14 protein-coding genes, 1 tRNA gene and 3 pseudogenes are annotated in these 16,506 nt (G+C 62.0%); 5 read left to right on the plus strand and 13 right to left on the minus strand.

Going from position 1 to position 16,506, the window contains the following annotated elements; all coding sequences use genetic code 11:
- Position 1 precedes the first annotated feature (1 nt).
- From ACMUJL_RS15950 to ACMUJL_RS15985, 8 genes and pseudogenes are all read right to left on the minus strand, one after another.
- Positions 2 to 1,873: an autotransporter assembly complex protein TamA gene (locus tag ACMUJL_RS15950; RefSeq protein WP_375572879.1), complete on the minus strand. Its 1,872-nt coding sequence runs from the start codon at positions 1,871 to 1,873 to the stop codon at positions 2 to 4.
- A gap of 177 nt (positions 1,874 to 2,050) precedes the next feature.
- Entirely contained in the window at positions 2,051 to 2,986 is a 936-nt protein-coding gene (locus ACMUJL_RS15955; protein WP_068290294.1) for an AEC family transporter, read from the minus strand.
- 87 nt (positions 2,987 to 3,073) lie between these two features.
- Positions 3,074 to 3,874 carry an MBL fold metallo-hydrolase gene (locus ACMUJL_RS15960; RefSeq protein ID WP_375572876.1) on the minus strand — a complete coding sequence of 267 codons (801 nt, stop codon included), beginning with the start codon at positions 3,872 to 3,874 and terminating at the stop codon, positions 3,074 to 3,076.
- Positions 3,871 to 4,692 (minus strand): TatD family hydrolase, encoded by an 822-nt coding sequence (locus ACMUJL_RS15965; RefSeq protein WP_375572874.1) that lies wholly within the window; start codon positions 4,690 to 4,692, stop codon positions 3,871 to 3,873. Before ACMUJL_RS15965 ends, ACMUJL_RS15960 begins: the two co-directional genes overlap by 4 nt.
- Positions 4,693 to 4,712: 20 nt before the next feature.
- A complete protein-coding gene (locus tag ACMUJL_RS15970; protein ID WP_375572872.1) occupies positions 4,713 to 5,834 on the minus strand; it encodes a DNA polymerase III subunit delta' in 1,122 nt (373 codons plus the stop codon).
- Positions 5,831 to 6,473, minus strand: a pseudogene (gene tmk, locus ACMUJL_RS15975) (dTMP kinase). Before tmk ends, ACMUJL_RS15970 begins: the two are co-directional and overlap by 4 nt.
- Entirely contained in the window at positions 6,470 to 7,684 is a 1,215-nt protein-coding gene (locus ACMUJL_RS15980) for a D-alanyl-D-alanine carboxypeptidase family protein (protein WP_082896277.1), read from the minus strand. The pseudogene tmk and the gene ACMUJL_RS15980 overlap by 4 nt, the downstream one beginning before the upstream one ends.
- Positions 7,685 to 7,708: 24 nt before the next feature.
- A complete protein-coding gene (locus ACMUJL_RS15985) occupies positions 7,709 to 8,662 on the minus strand; it encodes an SPOR domain-containing protein (protein ID WP_375572866.1) in 954 nt (317 codons plus the stop codon).
- A 263-nt stretch (positions 8,663 to 8,925) separates the two neighbouring features.
- Between ACMUJL_RS15985 and ACMUJL_RS15990 the strand changes: the two genes are divergently transcribed.
- Both ACMUJL_RS15990 and ACMUJL_RS15995 read left to right on the plus strand, forming a co-directional pair.
- Positions 8,926 to 9,015: transfer RNA gene (locus ACMUJL_RS15990), tRNA-Ser, on the plus strand.
- A gap of 227 nt (positions 9,016 to 9,242) precedes the next feature.
- The gene (locus ACMUJL_RS15995) at positions 9,243 to 9,410 is read left to right on the plus strand and encodes a hypothetical protein (RefSeq protein WP_416914344.1); all 168 of its coding nucleotides are present in this window, start codon (positions 9,243 to 9,245) and stop codon (positions 9,408 to 9,410) included.
- Positions 9,411 to 9,440: 30 nt separating this feature from the next.
- On the opposite strand, the gene ACMUJL_RS16000 is transcribed toward ACMUJL_RS15995, so the two are convergent.
- Together ACMUJL_RS16000 and ACMUJL_RS16005 are read right to left on the minus strand one after the other, a co-directional pair.
- Positions 9,441 to 10,199: an HNH endonuclease gene (locus tag ACMUJL_RS16000; RefSeq protein ID WP_416914345.1), complete on the minus strand. Its 759-nt coding sequence runs from the start codon at positions 10,197 to 10,199 to the stop codon at positions 9,441 to 9,443.
- Positions 10,196 to 10,420, minus strand: a complete 225-nt coding sequence (locus tag ACMUJL_RS16005) for a hypothetical protein (protein WP_416914346.1) — start codon at positions 10,418 to 10,420, stop codon at positions 10,196 to 10,198. Before ACMUJL_RS16005 ends, ACMUJL_RS16000 begins: the two co-directional genes overlap by 4 nt.
- A 103-nt stretch (positions 10,421 to 10,523) precedes the next feature.
- On the opposite strand from ACMUJL_RS16005, the gene ACMUJL_RS16010 reads away from it, so the two are divergent.
- Positions 10,524 to 11,228 carry an IS6 family transposase gene (locus tag ACMUJL_RS16010; RefSeq protein ID WP_375572510.1) on the plus strand — a complete coding sequence of 235 codons (705 nt, stop codon included), beginning with the start codon at positions 10,524 to 10,526 and terminating at the stop codon, positions 11,226 to 11,228.
- A gap of 101 nt (positions 11,229 to 11,329) precedes the next feature.
- Here the strand turns inward: ACMUJL_RS16010 and ACMUJL_RS16015 are convergent, their stop codons facing one another.
- The gene (locus ACMUJL_RS16015) at positions 11,330 to 12,484 is read right to left on the minus strand and encodes an MFS transporter (RefSeq protein ID WP_068290268.1); all 1,155 of its coding nucleotides are present in this window, start codon (positions 12,482 to 12,484) and stop codon (positions 11,330 to 11,332) included.
- Positions 12,485 to 12,625: 141 nt separating this feature from the next.
- On the opposite strand from ACMUJL_RS16015, the gene ACMUJL_RS16020 reads away from it, so the two are divergent.
- Together ACMUJL_RS16020 and ACMUJL_RS16025 are read left to right on the plus strand one after the other, a co-directional pair.
- Positions 12,626 to 13,279: a TetR/AcrR family transcriptional regulator gene (locus ACMUJL_RS16020; RefSeq protein WP_068290266.1), complete on the plus strand. Its 654-nt coding sequence runs from the start codon at positions 12,626 to 12,628 to the stop codon at positions 13,277 to 13,279.
- A 100-nt stretch (positions 13,280 to 13,379) separates the two neighbouring features.
- A pseudogene (locus ACMUJL_RS16025) lies at positions 13,380 to 14,084 on the plus strand (IS6 family transposase).
- A gap of 68 nt (positions 14,085 to 14,152) precedes the next feature.
- On the opposite strand, the pseudogene ACMUJL_RS16030 reads toward ACMUJL_RS16025, so the two are convergent.
- Together ACMUJL_RS16030 and ACMUJL_RS16035 are read right to left on the minus strand one after the other, a co-directional pair.
- Positions 14,153 to 15,462, minus strand: a pseudogene (locus ACMUJL_RS16030) (NAD(P)/FAD-dependent oxidoreductase).
- Positions 15,428 to 16,399 carry a LysR family transcriptional regulator gene (locus ACMUJL_RS16035; protein ID WP_068293543.1) on the minus strand — a complete coding sequence of 324 codons (972 nt, stop codon included), beginning with the start codon at positions 16,397 to 16,399 and terminating at the stop codon, positions 15,428 to 15,430. The pseudogene ACMUJL_RS16030 and the gene ACMUJL_RS16035 overlap by 35 nt, the downstream one beginning before the upstream one ends.
- Between the last annotated feature and the right edge of the window lie 107 nt (positions 16,400 to 16,506).

The following is a 16,506-nucleotide window of genomic DNA, read 5'->3' on the forward strand; positions in this document are numbered from 1 at the left end:
ATCAGAATGCCTGCCCAATCCCGATATAGAACTGCACCCCGTTGCCGGTATCGCCGCCAAGGGGGCCCGCGATGTCCAGCCGGAGCGGCCCGACGGTGGTGTCATAGCGCAGGCCCAGACCCGCGCCCGAATGCCAGGCGCCGGTCCCGTCATAGATGCTTTCCGCGCCGATATAGCCTGCATCGGCAAAGCCCACGAGGCTGATCTTGTCGGTCACCTTTGCGCGCACCTCACCGGAAAAGCCAAGAAAGCTGCGTCCGCCGATCCCGCCGCCGCCGCCAAGATCGACAAAAAGCGACTGGTAGGGCTGGCCGCGCACCGTGCCGCCGCCACCCGAGTAGAACAGGAATTCCGGCGGGGTCTCCAGCAGTTCGGGACCGATCAGGGCACCGAACTGCGCGCGACCGGCCAGCACGAACCGGCCACCCTCGTCCAGCGCGCGGTAGGCGCGTGCGTCCAGTTGCACCTTGCCCCCGAAATCCTGGCTGTCGATATCCAGATATGGCGTGGCCCGCGCGTTGAAATAGAAGCCTTCCGCGGGGTCCAGCAGATCGTCGCGCCTGTCCCAGGTCAGGGCGCCGGGCAGGGTCACGAGGTTGAACTCGCGCACCGGCGGCCGGCCAGCAAGGATGCGCGGCTCCAGGCTTGCTGTGACGCGCGCCCGTTCCAGGGTCAGACCCAGTTCAGCGTCAAGCGTATCCGAGAACCTGCGCGTGACGCCAAGGCCGGTGTAGATACGTTCCGTCAGAAAGAATTCCTCGTCTTCACGCTCGGCGCCGATGATGGCGAAGAACCCGGTATCGGGGCCATAGACGGCAAGACGGTCGTACCGGGCGCTCAAGCCATAGTCCAAACCGCCGGTATTCGCGCCGATGCCTTCGATGCTGCCTTCGACCCGAAAGCGGTCAGCGCGGCCCGTGACATTGCGATGCATCCAGAACCCGTTCAGACCAAGACCCGTATCGCTGGCGATTTCGGCCCCCAGACCAAAGCGGCGGGGGCGTTCGTCGACGACGGCCACCCCGATATCGAGGGTGTTGCCAGGGCCCAGCAGATCGGCCTCGGTCACGGCGACAGAGCGGAAAGCCCCCGAACGCCGCAAGCGCTGCGCGGCCTTGGCCACGTCGTCGGGGTCGTAGCGCTGGCCCTCGGGCAGGCCCGCGATACGGCGGATCGCGGTTGCGCGGACGCGGCTGCCGTCCTGCACCACAAGCGTGCCGAAGGTCACCGCGGGGCCGGGTGCCAGGGTGATGGCTGCATCGAGCTGGGCCTCGGGATGCCGCGCCGTCAGTTGCTGATTGGCAATGCCGGCCTTGGCATGACCTGCCGTGCGCCAATCCGTCAGGGCCGTTCTGGCCGCATCGGTGATCGCGGTCGCGCGCGCGATTTCACCGGTCCGGAAGTCATCGCCGGGGCGGCGGCCGGGGGCCAGGGGGGCAATCTCGGCCCGGCCGAAGGTGAAGCGCGGGCCGGGGTCGATCCGGATTTCCGCCGCCGACACGGTTGCGGGCGGATCGAGCGGCGGGATGGTCGCGGCCTCGCGCCCGTCGATGCGGATATTGACGGTACCGCCGTAATATCCGCTGGCATAGAGCAGGTCGACCATCCGCCGATAATCGGCCTGGGCCGCGGCCAGGATGTCCTGGGTATCGGTGACACGGTCGCGGCGGGCCGCCACCAGAAGAGAGCCTTCGACCAGACGATCCCGCAGTTGGTCGGACCCACCCTCTTCGAGAATCACATCGGTGCGGTCCAGCGCCGGTGCCGGCGTTGCGATGGCCAGCGAAAGCACCAGTATCGCACCCAGATGTCCGGACTGCGTGGCGGCCTGTGACCGGGCAGATCGGGCGCAGGGCGATTGGGATCTGGACACGTCTTGTCCTTTCGTGGGCGTTCTGCGGCCATGCGGAGGCAGGTGCCGCAGACCTTTCGATAGAAGGTTAACGGGCTTGCGGCGAAACCTCCACCCGATTTGCCTCACGTCTTCATCAGGTGGGTGGCGCGACCGGCGGATTTCTGCAGCGCGGGGGTCATTGCCCTGCCTGCAGGGTCAGGGCAGCAGCGTCAGCCAGAGCCAGGCGGACATGAACGACAGGGCCGTGCCCAGCAGCACCGTCGATGCCGCGACCCGACGCGCCCGGCCGTACATGTTGGCAAAGATATAGGCGTTGACGCCGGGCGCCATCGACGCGGTCAGCACCGCCGAGCGGAAGCTGGCCTGAGACAGCTCTGTCGCGCGGCCCATCATCCAGACGGTCGCCGGATGCAGCAGCAACGACACGGCCACGGCATAGGCAATGACCTTCATGTCACCCTCGGGGCGGTAGCGCACCAGCACGCCGCCCAGGCCGAACAGCGCGGCAGGCAAGGCCGCGCGGACCATCAGGTCGACCGTCTCGGTGACCGGTGCGGGCAAGGGGATGCCCCCCAGGTTGACCGCGAAACCCAGCAGGATGCCAAGGATCAGCGCGTTGCGGAACATCGCCCGGCCGACCGTCAGCACCAGGTCCGCGGGCGATTTGCCCTGGCCCCTGGCGCGGACAATCTCCATCGCGGTGATGCCCAGCCCGTAGCAGAAGGGGGAATGGATCGCGATGATCGCGTAATTCGCCTCGAGCGCGTCGGGACCATAGGCGCGTTCGGTGATCGGCAGGCCCAGCATCAGCGAGTTGGAGAACAGGCAGCAAAAGCCGATGGCGACGCTGTCTTCCCAGTCGCGTCCGAAGATGAACCGCGCGCCCAGAAGCCCCGCGACAAAACCGGTCGCGGCGCCCGTGTAGAATGACAACAGAACCCGTGGATCGAAGCTTTGGGCCAGATCAAGCCGGGCGATGGCGCTGAACAGCAGGCAGGGGATCGCGAAATTCTGCGTGAAGTTCATCAGCCCGTCCACCGAGCTGTCCTTGAAATAGCCGAGCCTGACCGCAAGATAGCCCATCCCGATGACGCCGAAGACCGGAAGGATGACGTCCAGAAGGGCTTGCATGGATCGGGCCTTGGCTTTGTGGGGGCGGGGCAGGAGCGCTCCGCGCGGGGATATTTGGGGCAAGAAGAAGCGGGTGCGCGTCTTCCGTCAGAGTGCGTAGCGAATGACCATGCCGTCATGGGCCGGAGTGATATGGGCAGGGGTCTCGTCCGCGACGGTTTGATAATCGAGGTCGATATGCATGTTGGTCAGCACCGCGCGGCGCGGGGCCATCTGCGCGATCCAGTCCAGCGTCATGTCCAGATGCGCATGGGTGGGGTGCGGTGTGCGGCGCAGCGCATCGACGATCCAGCAATCCAGACCCTGCAGATGCTGCAGCGCCTCGTCATAGAGGCGCACGGCGTCGGGCAGATAGGCCAGATCGAGGATGCGGAACCCCAGCGCGTCGATCGACCCGTGATTGGCCCGGAACGGGGTGAGGGCGATCTCGCCGCCCTTGCCCGTGATGGCGAAGGGGCCCTTGATCGTATGCATGTCGAGGATCGGCGGGTAGGGGCTGTCCTCGGGCTGGACGAAGGCATAGCCGAAGCGGGAATAGAGATCGTTCTGGGTGTCGCCATCGGCCCAGACCGCCAGGCGGCGGCGCATGTTGAAAACGATCATGCGCAGATCGTCCAGACCGTGTACATGATCGGCATGGCTGTGGGTATAGACCACGGCGTCCAGCTCGCCCACACCGGCATCCAGAAGCTGCGCGCGCAGGTCGGGGGAGGTGTCGATCAGCACGCGGGTGATGCCCTCGGGGCTTTCGCGTTCAATCAGCAGCGAACAGCGGCGGCGGTTGTTCCTGGGGTTCGCCGGATCGCAATCGCCCCAATGGCCGCCAAGGCGCGGCACGCCACCGGATGATCCGCAGCCCAGGATGGTGAAGCGCATCTCGGTCGTCATGCGGCGGCCCTGCGATAGTTTGCGACCTTGGTGAAAAGCCGGTCGAAATTGGCTTCGGTCGCGGCGGCGAAGTCGCGCAGCGACAGGCCGAAAACCTCGGCGCCCACCTCGGCGGTGTGGATGCTGTAGGCCGGTTCGTTGCGCTTGCCGCGGAAGGGCTTGGGCGCGAGATAGGGCGCATCGGTTTCCACGAGGATCCGGTTCAGCGGGGCCGCGGCGAAGATGTCGCGCAAATCCTGGCTTTTGGGAAATGTCGCGATGCCTGACATCGACAGGTAGAACCCCAGATCAAGCGCGGCGCGGGCCAGTTCCGCGCTGGAGGAAAAGCAATGCATCACGCAGGAATAGGGGCCTTTGCGATACTCTTCGGTCAGGATGCGGGCCATGTCATCGTCGGCGGCGCGGGCGTGGATGATCAGCGGCAACCCCGTCAGGCGCGCGGCGGCGATGTGAATGCGCAGGCTGTCCTGCTGCAATGCTGCGCTTTCGGCGGTGTAATGGTAGTCCAGTCCGGTCTCGCCGATGCCCACGCATTTGGGATGGGCCGCGATGTCGGCCAGTTGATCAAGGGTGATCAAGGGGTTGTCGGCGACGGACATGGGATGGATGCCGAAGGCATAGAACACGCTGTCATGCGCCTCGGCGATCGCGCGCACGGTGGGTTCGTTCCGGGGCTTGGTGCAGATCGTGACCATCCGCATCACACCCGCCGCATGGGCGCGCGCGATCACCTCATCCAGTTCCCCGTCGAAATCGGGAAAGTCCAGATGGCAATGGCTGTCGGTGATCCGGGCCTTGGAGTGAAGCTGGTCGGTCATTGTCCACCTTGCGGGCCTGATCAGCCGCCCGCGGTTTTCTGAATCCTGAAGACCGTATCTAGGACAAGGGAGGCGGGGTCAAGATTGACCGCCCGGCCATGCATGGTGCGCGCGCTGATCTGATGCGCCGCATCGGCCCAGGCGCGGGCGCGGGCGGGGCTGGAGGACAGCCGCGCCAGAAGCGCCGCCTCGCCGGGGGCGGCTTCGATTGCGGGGGGATGACCCGTGGCGCCGGTGCGGGCCAGTCGCGCCAGAAAGAGATCGGTCAGGGCCAGCAGCAGGTCCAGCCGGTTGGTGGCGCCGCGTGTGGCGGCGGCCTCGGCCAGGCGCAGGGCGCGGGGTCGGTCCAGATCCGGCAGACGCCCGAACAGGCCGACAAGTTCGGCATAGATCGCAAGCCCGTCCTGGGCGATCAGGCGGATCGCCTCGCCCACGGACCCGGCCGACAGGGCCGTCAGGGCGGCGGTGTCGGCGGGCAGCGCGATGCCTGCCTGATCCAGCGCGCGCGCCATCGCATCGCTGTCCAGCGGGCCAAGGCGCAATTCACGGCAGCGCGAACGGATCGTGGGCAGAAGGCCTGTGGGCTGGTGCGAGATCATCAGGAAGATGCATCGCGCGGGTGGCTCCTCGAGCATCTTGAGCAGGGCGTTCGCGGCCTGCGGGTTCAGCTCGTCGGCGCTGTCGACGATGATCACGCGCCGCCCGCCATCGGTGGCGCTGAGTTGCAGGAAATTCGCCAGTTTGCGAACCATGTCCACGCGGATGTCATTGGACAGCCGGTCGCCCTTGTCGGTGGGGCCGCGGCGCAGCAGGAAAAGACCCGGTTCGGACAGGGCGCGCAAGCGGTTGCTGACCGGATGATCGGGGGCGATATCCAGGCTGGCCGATGGTGGCGGCGCGCCGAACAGGCCATCGGTCTGCGGTGCGGGTGTCGCCAGAAGAAAGCGCGCGATGCGCCAGGCCAGCGTTGCCTTGCCGACGCCGCGCGGCCCGGTCAGCAGCCAGGCATGATGCAGCCGGTCCGATGCAAAGGCCTGCAGGAACCCGGCTTCGGCGGTGGCCTGCCCGAACAGGCTGACCGTGTCGCGCGGATGCGGGGCGCCGTCAAGGCGATCGGGTTCGGGAAGGGCGTCGTCACTCATGCGGCATCAGTCCCGGCCAGATGTGTGGCAACGATCCCGGCAACATCCGCAGCGACCAGATCCTGAGAGCGGGCGCCGTCGACCACACGGATGCGCGACGGGGCACTGCGGGCCAGATCCAGAAAGCCCGCGCGCATGCGTTCCTGCATCTGCTGCCCGAAGGATTCGAACCGTTCCTCGCCGCCATTACGCCCCAGGGCCCGTGCAAGGCCCGTGGCCGGATCCATGTCGACCAGAAGGGTCAGGTCCGGTTCCTGGCCGATCATCATATCATGCAGGGCGTCCACCTTGCGCCGCAGGTCATCGCCGCGCAGGCCCTGGTACATGCGGGTGGAATTCGGCGAAGCGGTCGCAGATCACGATCTTGCCCGCGGCAAGGGCCGGGCGGATCGTACGCTCCAGGTGATCCCGGCGCGCGGCGGTGAACAGCAGGATCTCGGTCTCGGCCGACCAGCGGTCGGGCGGGCCTTCGAGAACCAGCTTGCGGATCTCCTCGGCGCCGGGCGATCCGCCGGGTTCACGGGTCAGAACGACCGCATGACCCTGGGCTTGCAGATGCGCCGCCAGCAGGCGCGCCTGAGTTGATTTGCCCGACCCGTCGATCCCTTCGAAGCTGATGAAGCCGCCGCGCGGGGTCAAGACCCGCCCTCGGACGCGCTGGGCCGTGACTGGGTGAAGCGCTCGAACAGGACCAGGGATGTGGTCAGGATGCGCGTGGCAAAGCCGCCAAGCGGCACGTCGCGATCTGCCAGCAGCGGTACGCGCAAGGGGTCAAGACCTTCGCGCGTCAGGATCATCTCGCCCAGAATGTCGCCCTTGGCCACGGGCGCATTGATCGGTCCCTTGTGCACGATCTCGGCCTCTACCGTATCGCTGGTCAGGATCGGCAGCAGGACCGTCACGTCATGTTCCGGCACAAGGCCCACGGTGGCCTGGTCGCCGCGCCAGACCTCGGCCTGGCTTATCACCTGTCCGGCATGGGCGACGGTGCGTTCGGCGAATTGGCGAAAGGCCCAGTTGACGATGGCCGCCGACTCCTCGGCGCGGATGCGGTCGGTATCCATGCCGCTGATCACGAAGATCACGCGCCGACCGCCTTGCGCGGCAGAGCCGACAAGACCGAAGCCTGCTTCCTGGGTGTGGCCGGTCTTGAGGCCATCCGCCCCGATATCCAGCTGGAACAGGGGGTTGCGGTTGAAACGGTTGGCCGGTGCGCGGCCTTTGTAGTCATATTCGCGCTCGTTGAAGAAAGCGTAGTAATCGGGGAAATCCTCGATCAGGCGCTGGGCCAGGATGCCCAGGTCGTGCATCGACATGCGATGTTGCGGATTGGGCCAGCCCGAGGCGTTGGCCAGCGTCGTGTCATTCATCCCCATCTCGCGTGCGCGCTGGGTCATGAGTGCGGCAAAGCCGTCTTCGGTTCCGGTCGGCGACAGGCCTTCGGCCACCACGACGCAGGCATCATTTCCCGAATTTACGATGATGCCGAGGATCAGTTCGCGCACGCTGGGGCGATCCTGCTCGTTCAGGAACATGGTCGATCCACCCATCGCCCGGGCCTTGGCCGAAACGGGGAACGTCGTCTCCATCGTCACCGCGCCCCGCTTGAGCGCGTCGAACAGCATGTAGAGCGTCATCAGCTTGGACATCGAGGCCGGCGGCAGCGGCACTTCGGCATTCTTGGACAACAGGACCGTGCCTGTGGTCTGATCCAGCACCCAGGCCGATGTGGCCCGGGTGTCAAAGGCCTGGGCCGCCGGGGCCAGAAGCACCGCACAGGTCAGCGTGGCCGAAAGGATGTAGCGCAAGCCCCTCGATCGGCGCGGGCTGATGTCCGTTCGTGTCGTCATGGGTCAAACCCCTCCTTCGCTGTCTCAGTTCCGGACGGCATAGGCGTCGGTGAAGCCTTCTTCCTTGATCTTGCCCAGAAGCGTGCTGCGCTCTGCTGCCGAGCCGGCGGGTCCGACCAGAACGCGCCAGAAGGTCTTGCCCTGGCTGGTCTGCTGCCTGACCTCGGGAACCATCCCGGCATTGCGCATGGCGGTCGCCGCGCGGTTGGCGTTGGCTTCGATGCTGAAGATGCCGATCTGCAGATAGGGCTTGTCGAGGCTTGATGCACGCGGAGCGGGGGCTGCCGCGGCCGTCTGAACCGGTGTCGCCGGCGCGGTGGCCGGGCGCGTGGGCGGCGGCGTCGGGCTGGCGGTGGCACTGGCCGTGGCACTGGCCGGGCGCGCGGGCGCGGCCTCGATCGCGGCTGCGGCGGAGGCTATCGGATCCAGCCGCGTTTCCGAAATCTCGCCGGGGGCGGGCAGCGCCGCTACCGTGGCCTCTGCGTCGGTACCTTCTTCCGCCCCTTCGGTCGGGACCTCTTCGCGGCGCAGGGCGGTGACGTTCAACTGCACGGGTTGTCCCGCCAGCATCGCCAGGGTGGCCGCCGCATCGGACGAGACCTGGACACGCGGGCCGGGTGTGTTCACCTCGCGCCGGAACAGGGCGCCGATCACGAAATTCCCGTTGGCCGTGTTGCGGATGATGACACGCTCGGGTTCGGTGACATCAGGATGGGCGACCCAGACGCCGCCAAGCGAGGGGCGTCCATCCCAAAGACCCGCCTCGGTGACCTGGAACACCTCGGGCGCTTCGACATCGCGCTCCACCAGCCGAACCGAGCGGTTCGCAGAGGCATCGCCGCCGGAGGCGCCATTGTTTTGCAGCAGGCTGAACTGCCCGCTTTCATCGCATCCGGTCAGCGCGAGCATCCCGAGCGCCACAAGCACGGCGGTGCCCGCCTTGCGCCGAATTGGTGTGTTGATAGGATCTGCTGTCATCACGTGCCCCTAACCCTCTGCCTCTGAACATGTTTGCCGGTTTGCCGGTCTTGTCTTCACCCTGTCCGCCGCAGGCCGGTGGGGGCTGGTCCGACGGGGTCGGACAGCCGGTCAACCCTGCCACGGCCAAACCATTGCGCGCACATTAGCGGCAAGCGGGCTTCAAGAAAAGCGGCTCTCGGAGACTGGCGCAAAATTGAGCAAGAAACCTCTGCCTCTTGATGCTTTCAGAATCATGTGATGATGGTTAGACGGACCCGGCCGGAGGAGTGGCAGAGTGGTCGATTGCACCGGTCTTGAAAACCGGCGTGCGTGAAAGCGTACCGTGGGTTCGAATCCCACCTCCTCCGCCACCTACCATTGATTTATATAAAATATCTCGAATTATGGATGCTATGCCCCACATAAAGCCCCACAATGAAAAAACGCTTGAACTGGGCATAGTGAACTGCCGGTTCCGCTATGAAATCCCCAGCATGTAAGCTGTGCACTTTATTGCGGGTATTGCGCATATTAGCTCCGGTGGACATGTCATCAGGATAGTTGCGATTGTATTGTCGTTGTACTCAAAGGCCTGCATGTGCTAGTTTTCCAGCTTGCCCTCTTCTGCCGTGCTGCGTTAGCAAAAGTTGGAACTGAGGTTTGCCTTGGCCTGATTGATGAAATCCCGCACCCGCAGAGCTTAGCACAAAACAAAGGGGTCTTCCTGCTGGTCGATTTGGTTAATGAACTCAGCCACCCTGCTTGAACCGGCGCTTAGCGACAGATTCGGCATGCATCACAAAGCCTGTTTGAAAAGGTGGCCGCGATGCCAGGCAAGATGAACGCGGTGTTTCTCCGTTAGATTGATCGGATGCTCCCAGCGCAGTTCTGAGCGTGCCTTGTCGCCAAGTGCCGGCGAAAACAGCGGATGGCCGGCGTCATCGAAGCTGATGAGCCCACGGTCGAATGCTGCGTCCCAGAGAGCAGAAAGCAAAAAACCATTATGAACATCGAGACGTTCTGCGTCGGTTGCGCAATCCTTCCAAGGGATGATGTGCGAAGCTCGAAGTAAGGGGGTGTCATCGATTCCCGTCAAAGGACAACGCCCCTGCCAATATTCGAGCAGTCCCGATCGGAAGACATCCTGGCCAATACGCTGAACGACTAGGCGTTCGGCCTCGGTGGTCGTTGGCAGGTCTTTCACCTTGGCCTGGTATTGCGCTAGCGGCGCGTCGGGAAGGCTGGCGGCCAGCTGATAGACACGGGGCATCAAGGAATAGAGCAGCCCCAAGGTCGTGAATGTGTAGCGCACAAGGCCAGGCCCCTCGACCAGGGCCGCGGCTTTGTCCAGTTCCTCAGTCACGCCGGCATGATCGATGGCCAACAGCCATCCGCCATCTTCATCATGTGCCAGCCAGATTGAGCCCTGCGCCGTAGTCGAGCTGTAGCGCCTCCAGCCATCTACTTCGCCGTGAGACCGGCGGAAGCCATTCTGAAACGCGACCTTGTCGCATTCTTGGCGGGTAACGAAGGACTGGGGCGTCTCGAGCTTCATTGGAATATCCGCGCCCCGCGAAATGGAAGGTCCAGTTCCTTTTCTACGGCACTGGCGACCTTCATAATTCTGTGCAGGTCCAATTGATCGAAGGCCCCTTGGTAGCGGTCGAGATAACTCTCGCTTCGTGGTGAGACGCCCGTCCTCTTTGCTACGAGATAGGCAACCGTCTCGGCTTCAACCTCTCGCAAGGCCAGGTCTTCCGGCCGGTTGAACTTCACTCCGCGTTTCTCGTCCCCGCCACAATGACCGAGAAAGATGTGCGCGGGTGTTGTCAGAGCAAACCGACTTGAGACGGGCAGGGCGGTTGCATAACTTCGCCGGATGATAAAACGCTCCCCATTCCGCTACTTCAAAACGAGCCCTGAGGTCATCCGCCTGGCGGTGATGTTGTACATCCGGTTTCCGCTTTCATTAAGAAACGTCGAAGATCTGCTGCACGAACGGGGCATCGACGTGAGCCATGAAGCTGTGCGGTATTGGTGGCATCGGTTCGGCCCGATGTTCGCGGCCGAGATCCGAAAGCGCCGGATTTCCGGAATGAAATCCAGCCGTTGGCGGTGGCATCTGGACGAGGTCTTCGTGAAGATCAACGGTGAGCGGCACTACCTCTGGCGGGCCGTGGATCACGAAGGCGAGGTCTTAGAAAGCTTTGTGACGAAGACGCGTGATAAGGCGGCGGCGTTGAAATTCCTAAGGAAAGCAATGCGTAAGCATGGTCGCCCGGAGGTTATCGTCACGGACAGGCTTCGACCGTATGGCGCGGCGCTGAAGGAACTCGGTGCAGCAGATCTCCAGGAAACCGGTCGGTGGACGAACAACAGGGCAGAGAATTCGCACTTGCCGTTTCGACGACGGCAGAGGGCGATGTTGCAGTTCAGGCGCATGCGAAGTTTACAGAAATTCGCCGCCGTCCACGCCTCTGTTTCGAACCACTTCAATCAGGAACGCAGTCTCTCAAGTCGACCTAGTTTCAAACTGAACCGCGCCGCCGCTCTCGCCGAGTGGCGCGGTCTTTGCGCGGCGTAAGGACAGCGTCACTGTCCAAGCAGAGACTGGTTCGAATTAGTCTGGCAGCACCCTTGTTAGAAGCCCCTAATCTTTTTGACCTTGTTCAGGGCTTCTCATTGCTAGGAAGGACGTTGGCTTGCTTTGGCGATGAAAAACAGAAGTGTCGCCACCACAAGCACAGCAACTGACGCTATGGGCAGAGCAACAGGGCCAAAAGCTTCGTACACCGCGCCACCGCCTGCCGCACCCAACCCTTGTCCGCCAAAAAACGCAGAAGCGTTGAGTGCGAGGGCCAGTTGCGCGCGTGGACCTGCAGTTTCCATCAGTCGTGCCTGCAAAGGGGCAAGGCAAAGGGCCCAGCCGACACCAAAAAAGATGAACGCCGGGTAGGACAGCCAGTAAAAATGCGGTGCAACCCATAAGATCAAGAAACAGAAGGCTGTAAACACAAGACCGCCAAGGATCGTCCCATCGCGCCCAAGCAGGCGCACCAAATGTGAGGAGAAAGCATTGCCTATGACCGACGCGATACCTGCTGCCAGCAGGGCCGTCGTGAGGGCCGTGCGTGGCGCGCCGCCCACTTCGACAAACCAGAACGCGATCATCGCGTAAGTGATGAAACCGCCACAGATCAGCAAAAGTGTGGTGGCAATGGTCAGTGATGTGGCGCGATCAGAAAGGACGGCCAACATCGCCGAAAATGAAGCCCGCGTGCCACGTACGCCACCCGGAACGCCGACAGCTACACCCACTGCGGCGACAAATGCCGCTCCTGCTGCAACGAACCAAGCCGCACGCCAACCCGCAAATTCGGCTACCGCACTAGATATCGGCAGCGCCACAACCAGCGACGCCGTAAGCCCGCCAAAGACCACAGACATCGCAGCAGGCCGCTGCGCATCTGTTACCAATGACGCAGCAATCACCGAGGCCGTGGGCATGACCGAGGCTGCCCCCAAGGCCATGGCAACACGTGCGGCCATCGCCTGTTCCCAGTTTTGCGCAAATCCAAGTGCCAAGCCGCCACACCCCAGCAAGGCCAGCGAGGCGAACAACACCGCGCGGCGATCCCAATGGCCGATCAGAACCTGTGCGACCAATGCACCAACCGCAAGCGAGAAGGAAAAGGCCCAAACCAGTGCCGCGACTTCCTCGGCAGTAATGCCCAAACCTGACCGCATTTCGACCTGTACGGCGATTATGGCAAGTGAACCCCAGCTTGCGCAGAGTTGACAAAATCCAAGCAGGATCAGAATTGGCCAGGCGCGTCCCATAGGTTTCATTCCCTCGATTGGTTCGTTTGCGTGGCGTGATGGGGTGCACATACCCCAAGGTCATCAAGCCTTTCTTATAATTTCATACTGCTACGTATTTTAATGTTCTTGCAAGCTTAAAATACTGTAAGGTACTTATTTATGAGCAACAACACTGACAAACCAGCCCGCGGACGGCCAAGAACTTTGCAACGAGAGCATGTGCTCAAGATTGCGGTGGAAAGTTACTGGACCGATGGACTGACAGGTGTTTCGATAGAAGAGATTTGCCGCCGAGCAGGAGTCTCCAAGCCGGGGGTTTATCGGGAGTTTGGTAACGAAGACGGGTTAAAACAGGCCGCCTTGGAAAGGTATCAGTCGACTATCTTGGCACCGCTCGCAGATATTTTGACCGATGATTTGCCCTTTGAACAGGCACTGAGGAAATTGACTGACTTTGTTCTCTTGGATCGCAAGGCCCACGGACTGCCTGCTGGCTGCTTGCAGGTTACTACGTGTCGTAGCAAGCAAACCCTTGGAAAGCGAACTCGAGAAAGTGCACATAAATTTAGCGATCAAACCCTAATGGGTCTTGAACAGTGGATAGACCGGGCGAAATCAAAAGGGCAGTTTGCAGTCGAGATACCTACGCGGACCGCAGCACTGTACGTTGATGCTCAGATCGCAACTGCGATGGAACTCCAACAGCAAGGCGTGACCCAAAAAGAGTTGGAGCGTGTTTTCAAGCTGGCTCTTACTGTATTTTTTGAGAAAAGACGTCCTATTCTGGACCAGATTTTCAGTGAGTTCGTTTGACAATTCTGTCCTCTACTGAATTGAGCTCTACAGGTGTGCAAAGGGTACTGTCAGAGGAAACCAGCTTGAGACGGGCAGGGCGGTTGCGTAGCCTCTCCGGATGACAAAACGCAGTCCATTTCGGTATTTCAAAACCAGCCCTGAGATCATCCGCCTGGCGGTCATGCTGTAGGTGCGGTTCCCGCTTTCGCTTCGGAACGTCGAAGACTTGCTTCATGAGCGTGGCGTCGACGTGAGCCACGAGACCGTCCGGTTCTGGTGGCACAGGTTCGGCCCAATGTTTGCCGCAAAGATCAAAAAGAGGCGTATCGAGGGGATGAAACCCAGCTACTGGCGGTGGCATCAGGACGAGGTTTTTGTGAAGATCAACGGGGAGCGGCACTACCTGTGGCGGGCCGTGGATCACGAAGGCGAGGTCCTGGAAAGCTTTGTGACGAAGACGCGTGATAAGACAGCAGCGTTGAAATTCCTGAAGAAAGCAATGCGTAAGCATGGTCGCCCAGAGGTTATCGTCACGGACCGGTTACGATCGTATGGTGCGGCGCTGAAGCAGATCGGTGCAGCAGATCGCCAGGAAACTGGCCGGTGGGCGAACAACAGGGCTGAAAATTCACACTTGCCATTCCGACAAAGGGAGAGGGCGATGTTTCGGTTCAGGCGCATGCGAAGTTTACAGAAATTCGCCGCCGTCCACGCCTCTGTCTCGAACCACTTCAATCAGGAACGCAGCCTCTCAACTCGACCCAATTTCAAGCTCAACTGCGCCGCCGCTCTCGCCGAGTGGCGTGGTCTTTGCGCGGGATGAGGGGCAGTGTCACTGTCCAGGTCGAGACTGGTTCGAATTCGTCTGACACCACCTGTCGGGTGGTCCGGTCAGTCCCTGAGCCTCGCGTTCCAGACATCTCGCAGCCGAAAGGTAATGTCCGCGAACGGCAGGAACCATGGTTGGCCACGATGCCACCAGCGCAGGGGAAAACCCGTGCGGGAATAGGCTGTCTCGGCCGCGGGGTCGGCGAGAATTCCGAGAGCCGCCTTGTGTCCCAGCCAGGGTGCCATTGCGTTGCCGCTGCCGGAATATCCCATGGCATGCCAGATCCCGTCATGTTGGCCAACATTGGGCAGGAATTCGAAAGTAAAGCCTGTTCGCCCTCGCCAGGAATGTGTCAGGCCGACACCCTTGAGCGAGGGAAAGACCTGTTCCAGAAGCTTGCGCATGTCGGCATCCGTCAGGGAGCTGGGCGCATTGAACATGGAGGCTCGCCCGCCAAAGATGATCCGTTCCCCGTCGGGGGAGGGACGGTAGTAGCAATGCCGTTCGCGGCTTTCCACAATCATCCGACCATTGGGGATCAAGCTTCTTACGCGGTTCTGACCAAGGTGTTCGGTGGCCACGATGAAGCTGGGACCGGGATAATCCTGCGCCTCAGGCCTGGGGTCAGCTTGCCGGTATAGCCGTTGGTCGCAACCAGCACTGCATTGGCGCGCACGGTACCCCTTGCCGTTCCGACAAGATGCCCGCGGGACTTTTCGAGTGACAATACAGGTGTGTCCCCCTGGATCAGCGCACCGGCACGTATGGCTGCCATCATGAGGCCGGCAACCCATTTCGCCGGGTTCAAGGCGCCATGCCGATGGTAGATCACGCCCCCACGGTAGAGATCGCTCGCGACTTCCTCGTGCTGGCGCGCGCGCGGGACCATCTCGGCCTGCAGTGGAAACAACTGGCGCAACTGGTCGAGGTTGCGCGCGACGGTTTCGTATTCCGCATCCTTCCACAAACCGCGAAACCGGCCGGTTGTCTGGAAATCGCAGTCAATCCCCTCTGATGCGATCAGGTCTTCGACGAAAGCAACCGAGTCTATATGGGCCTCGCGCATGAGCCCGATCGCAGTGTCGCGGCCGAAGCGCGCGATCAACTGGTCGGGGGACATCTTCTGCCCGCCGCCAACCATGCCGCCATTGCGGCTGGAGGCGCCGATGCCTGGCGCGCCGGCATCCAGCACAAGGACCGATTTTCCGGCCCGCGCCAGTGTGCGCGCGGCTGACAGTCCTGTCAGGCCTGCACCCACGATGAGCACATCGACGTCATCGGGAAGAGGCATCGGAGGCGGTGCCGACGGGGTGCCGGCGTCTTCCCACCAGAAGGGTTCAGGTTTGAGCATCAGTAGCCTCTTGCAGAACATCGGGCAGCGGATTTTCCCAGCGCGCGTTGATGGCGACGACTTCGGCTTTCCAGGCTTTTGCAAAGGCGGCCGCCAGCATGGATTGGGCCCGGTGGGCTGGGGTCAAGGTGGCAAAGGTCAACGGTATCTGTGGCGCGAAGCGGCGAAAGGCCACGCCGCACTCGCTGGCGCCTCGGTAGCGCAAATAGCTTTCTGCGCTCAGGGTGTCGACGATTGCACAGGCCTGCATATCCTCGACATAGGTCAGTAGCGGCAGAAAGTACTGTGTCTCGTAGCGCACCCTGAAATCAGCGCCGACGTCCCGGAACACCTCCCTTGTCTTGCGATAGGTCTGATGATCCGTGTTCAGTGTTGCCATCGGACGGCCAGACAGATCCTGTGGCCGTATAAGGTCAAGATCCGCCAGGGGATCGTTCTTGGGGACTGCGCACAAGCAGTTGCTGATCACGGGGGTGATGTTGACGAGGGAAGAGTTGATGTCGCTGTCAACGCCCAGATCAGAGATTCCAAGGTCGTAGCTTTGCGTTGAGATGAGCTGATGGACCTGGGGCGAACTCCGGGTGATGATCGTTGCACGGATCTTGTCGTTTCCTTTGGTCAGGCGGCTGACAAGGCGTGGCAGTAGAAATACCGAGGGGCCTGGCATCGCAACGATCCGAAGGTTTCCGGTTTCGAGGTTCTTCAGGTTCTTCAGGTTTCGCTCGGTCGTGGCGAGTCTTTCCATGATGTCGGACGCCTCGGACAGCAGGTAATGCGCTTCAGGCACAGGGTGCAGCCTGTGCCCCTGCCGGTCGAAAAGCTTGAAGCCCAGTTCGTCTTCCAGTCGGGCTATGGCCGTACTGATTGCCGGCTGTGTTCGCCCAAGATTTCGCGCCGCCTGCGAGACGGATCCGCTCAGCATGACTTCGCGAAAAATTGTGATCTGACTCAGTTTCATCCGATGCCCAGCATTACCCGAATTTATATAAATACAAAAATTTAGAATTTGTATTAATGTTTTTTCGCACTCAACATTGTTTTGCGTTCGAAAGGGCGTGCCTGCGC

The sequence above is a fragment of the Seohaeicola sp. genome (assembly GCF_048006315.1).
Taxonomy (GTDB): Bacteria; Pseudomonadota; Alphaproteobacteria; order Rhodobacterales; family Rhodobacteraceae; genus Seohaeicola.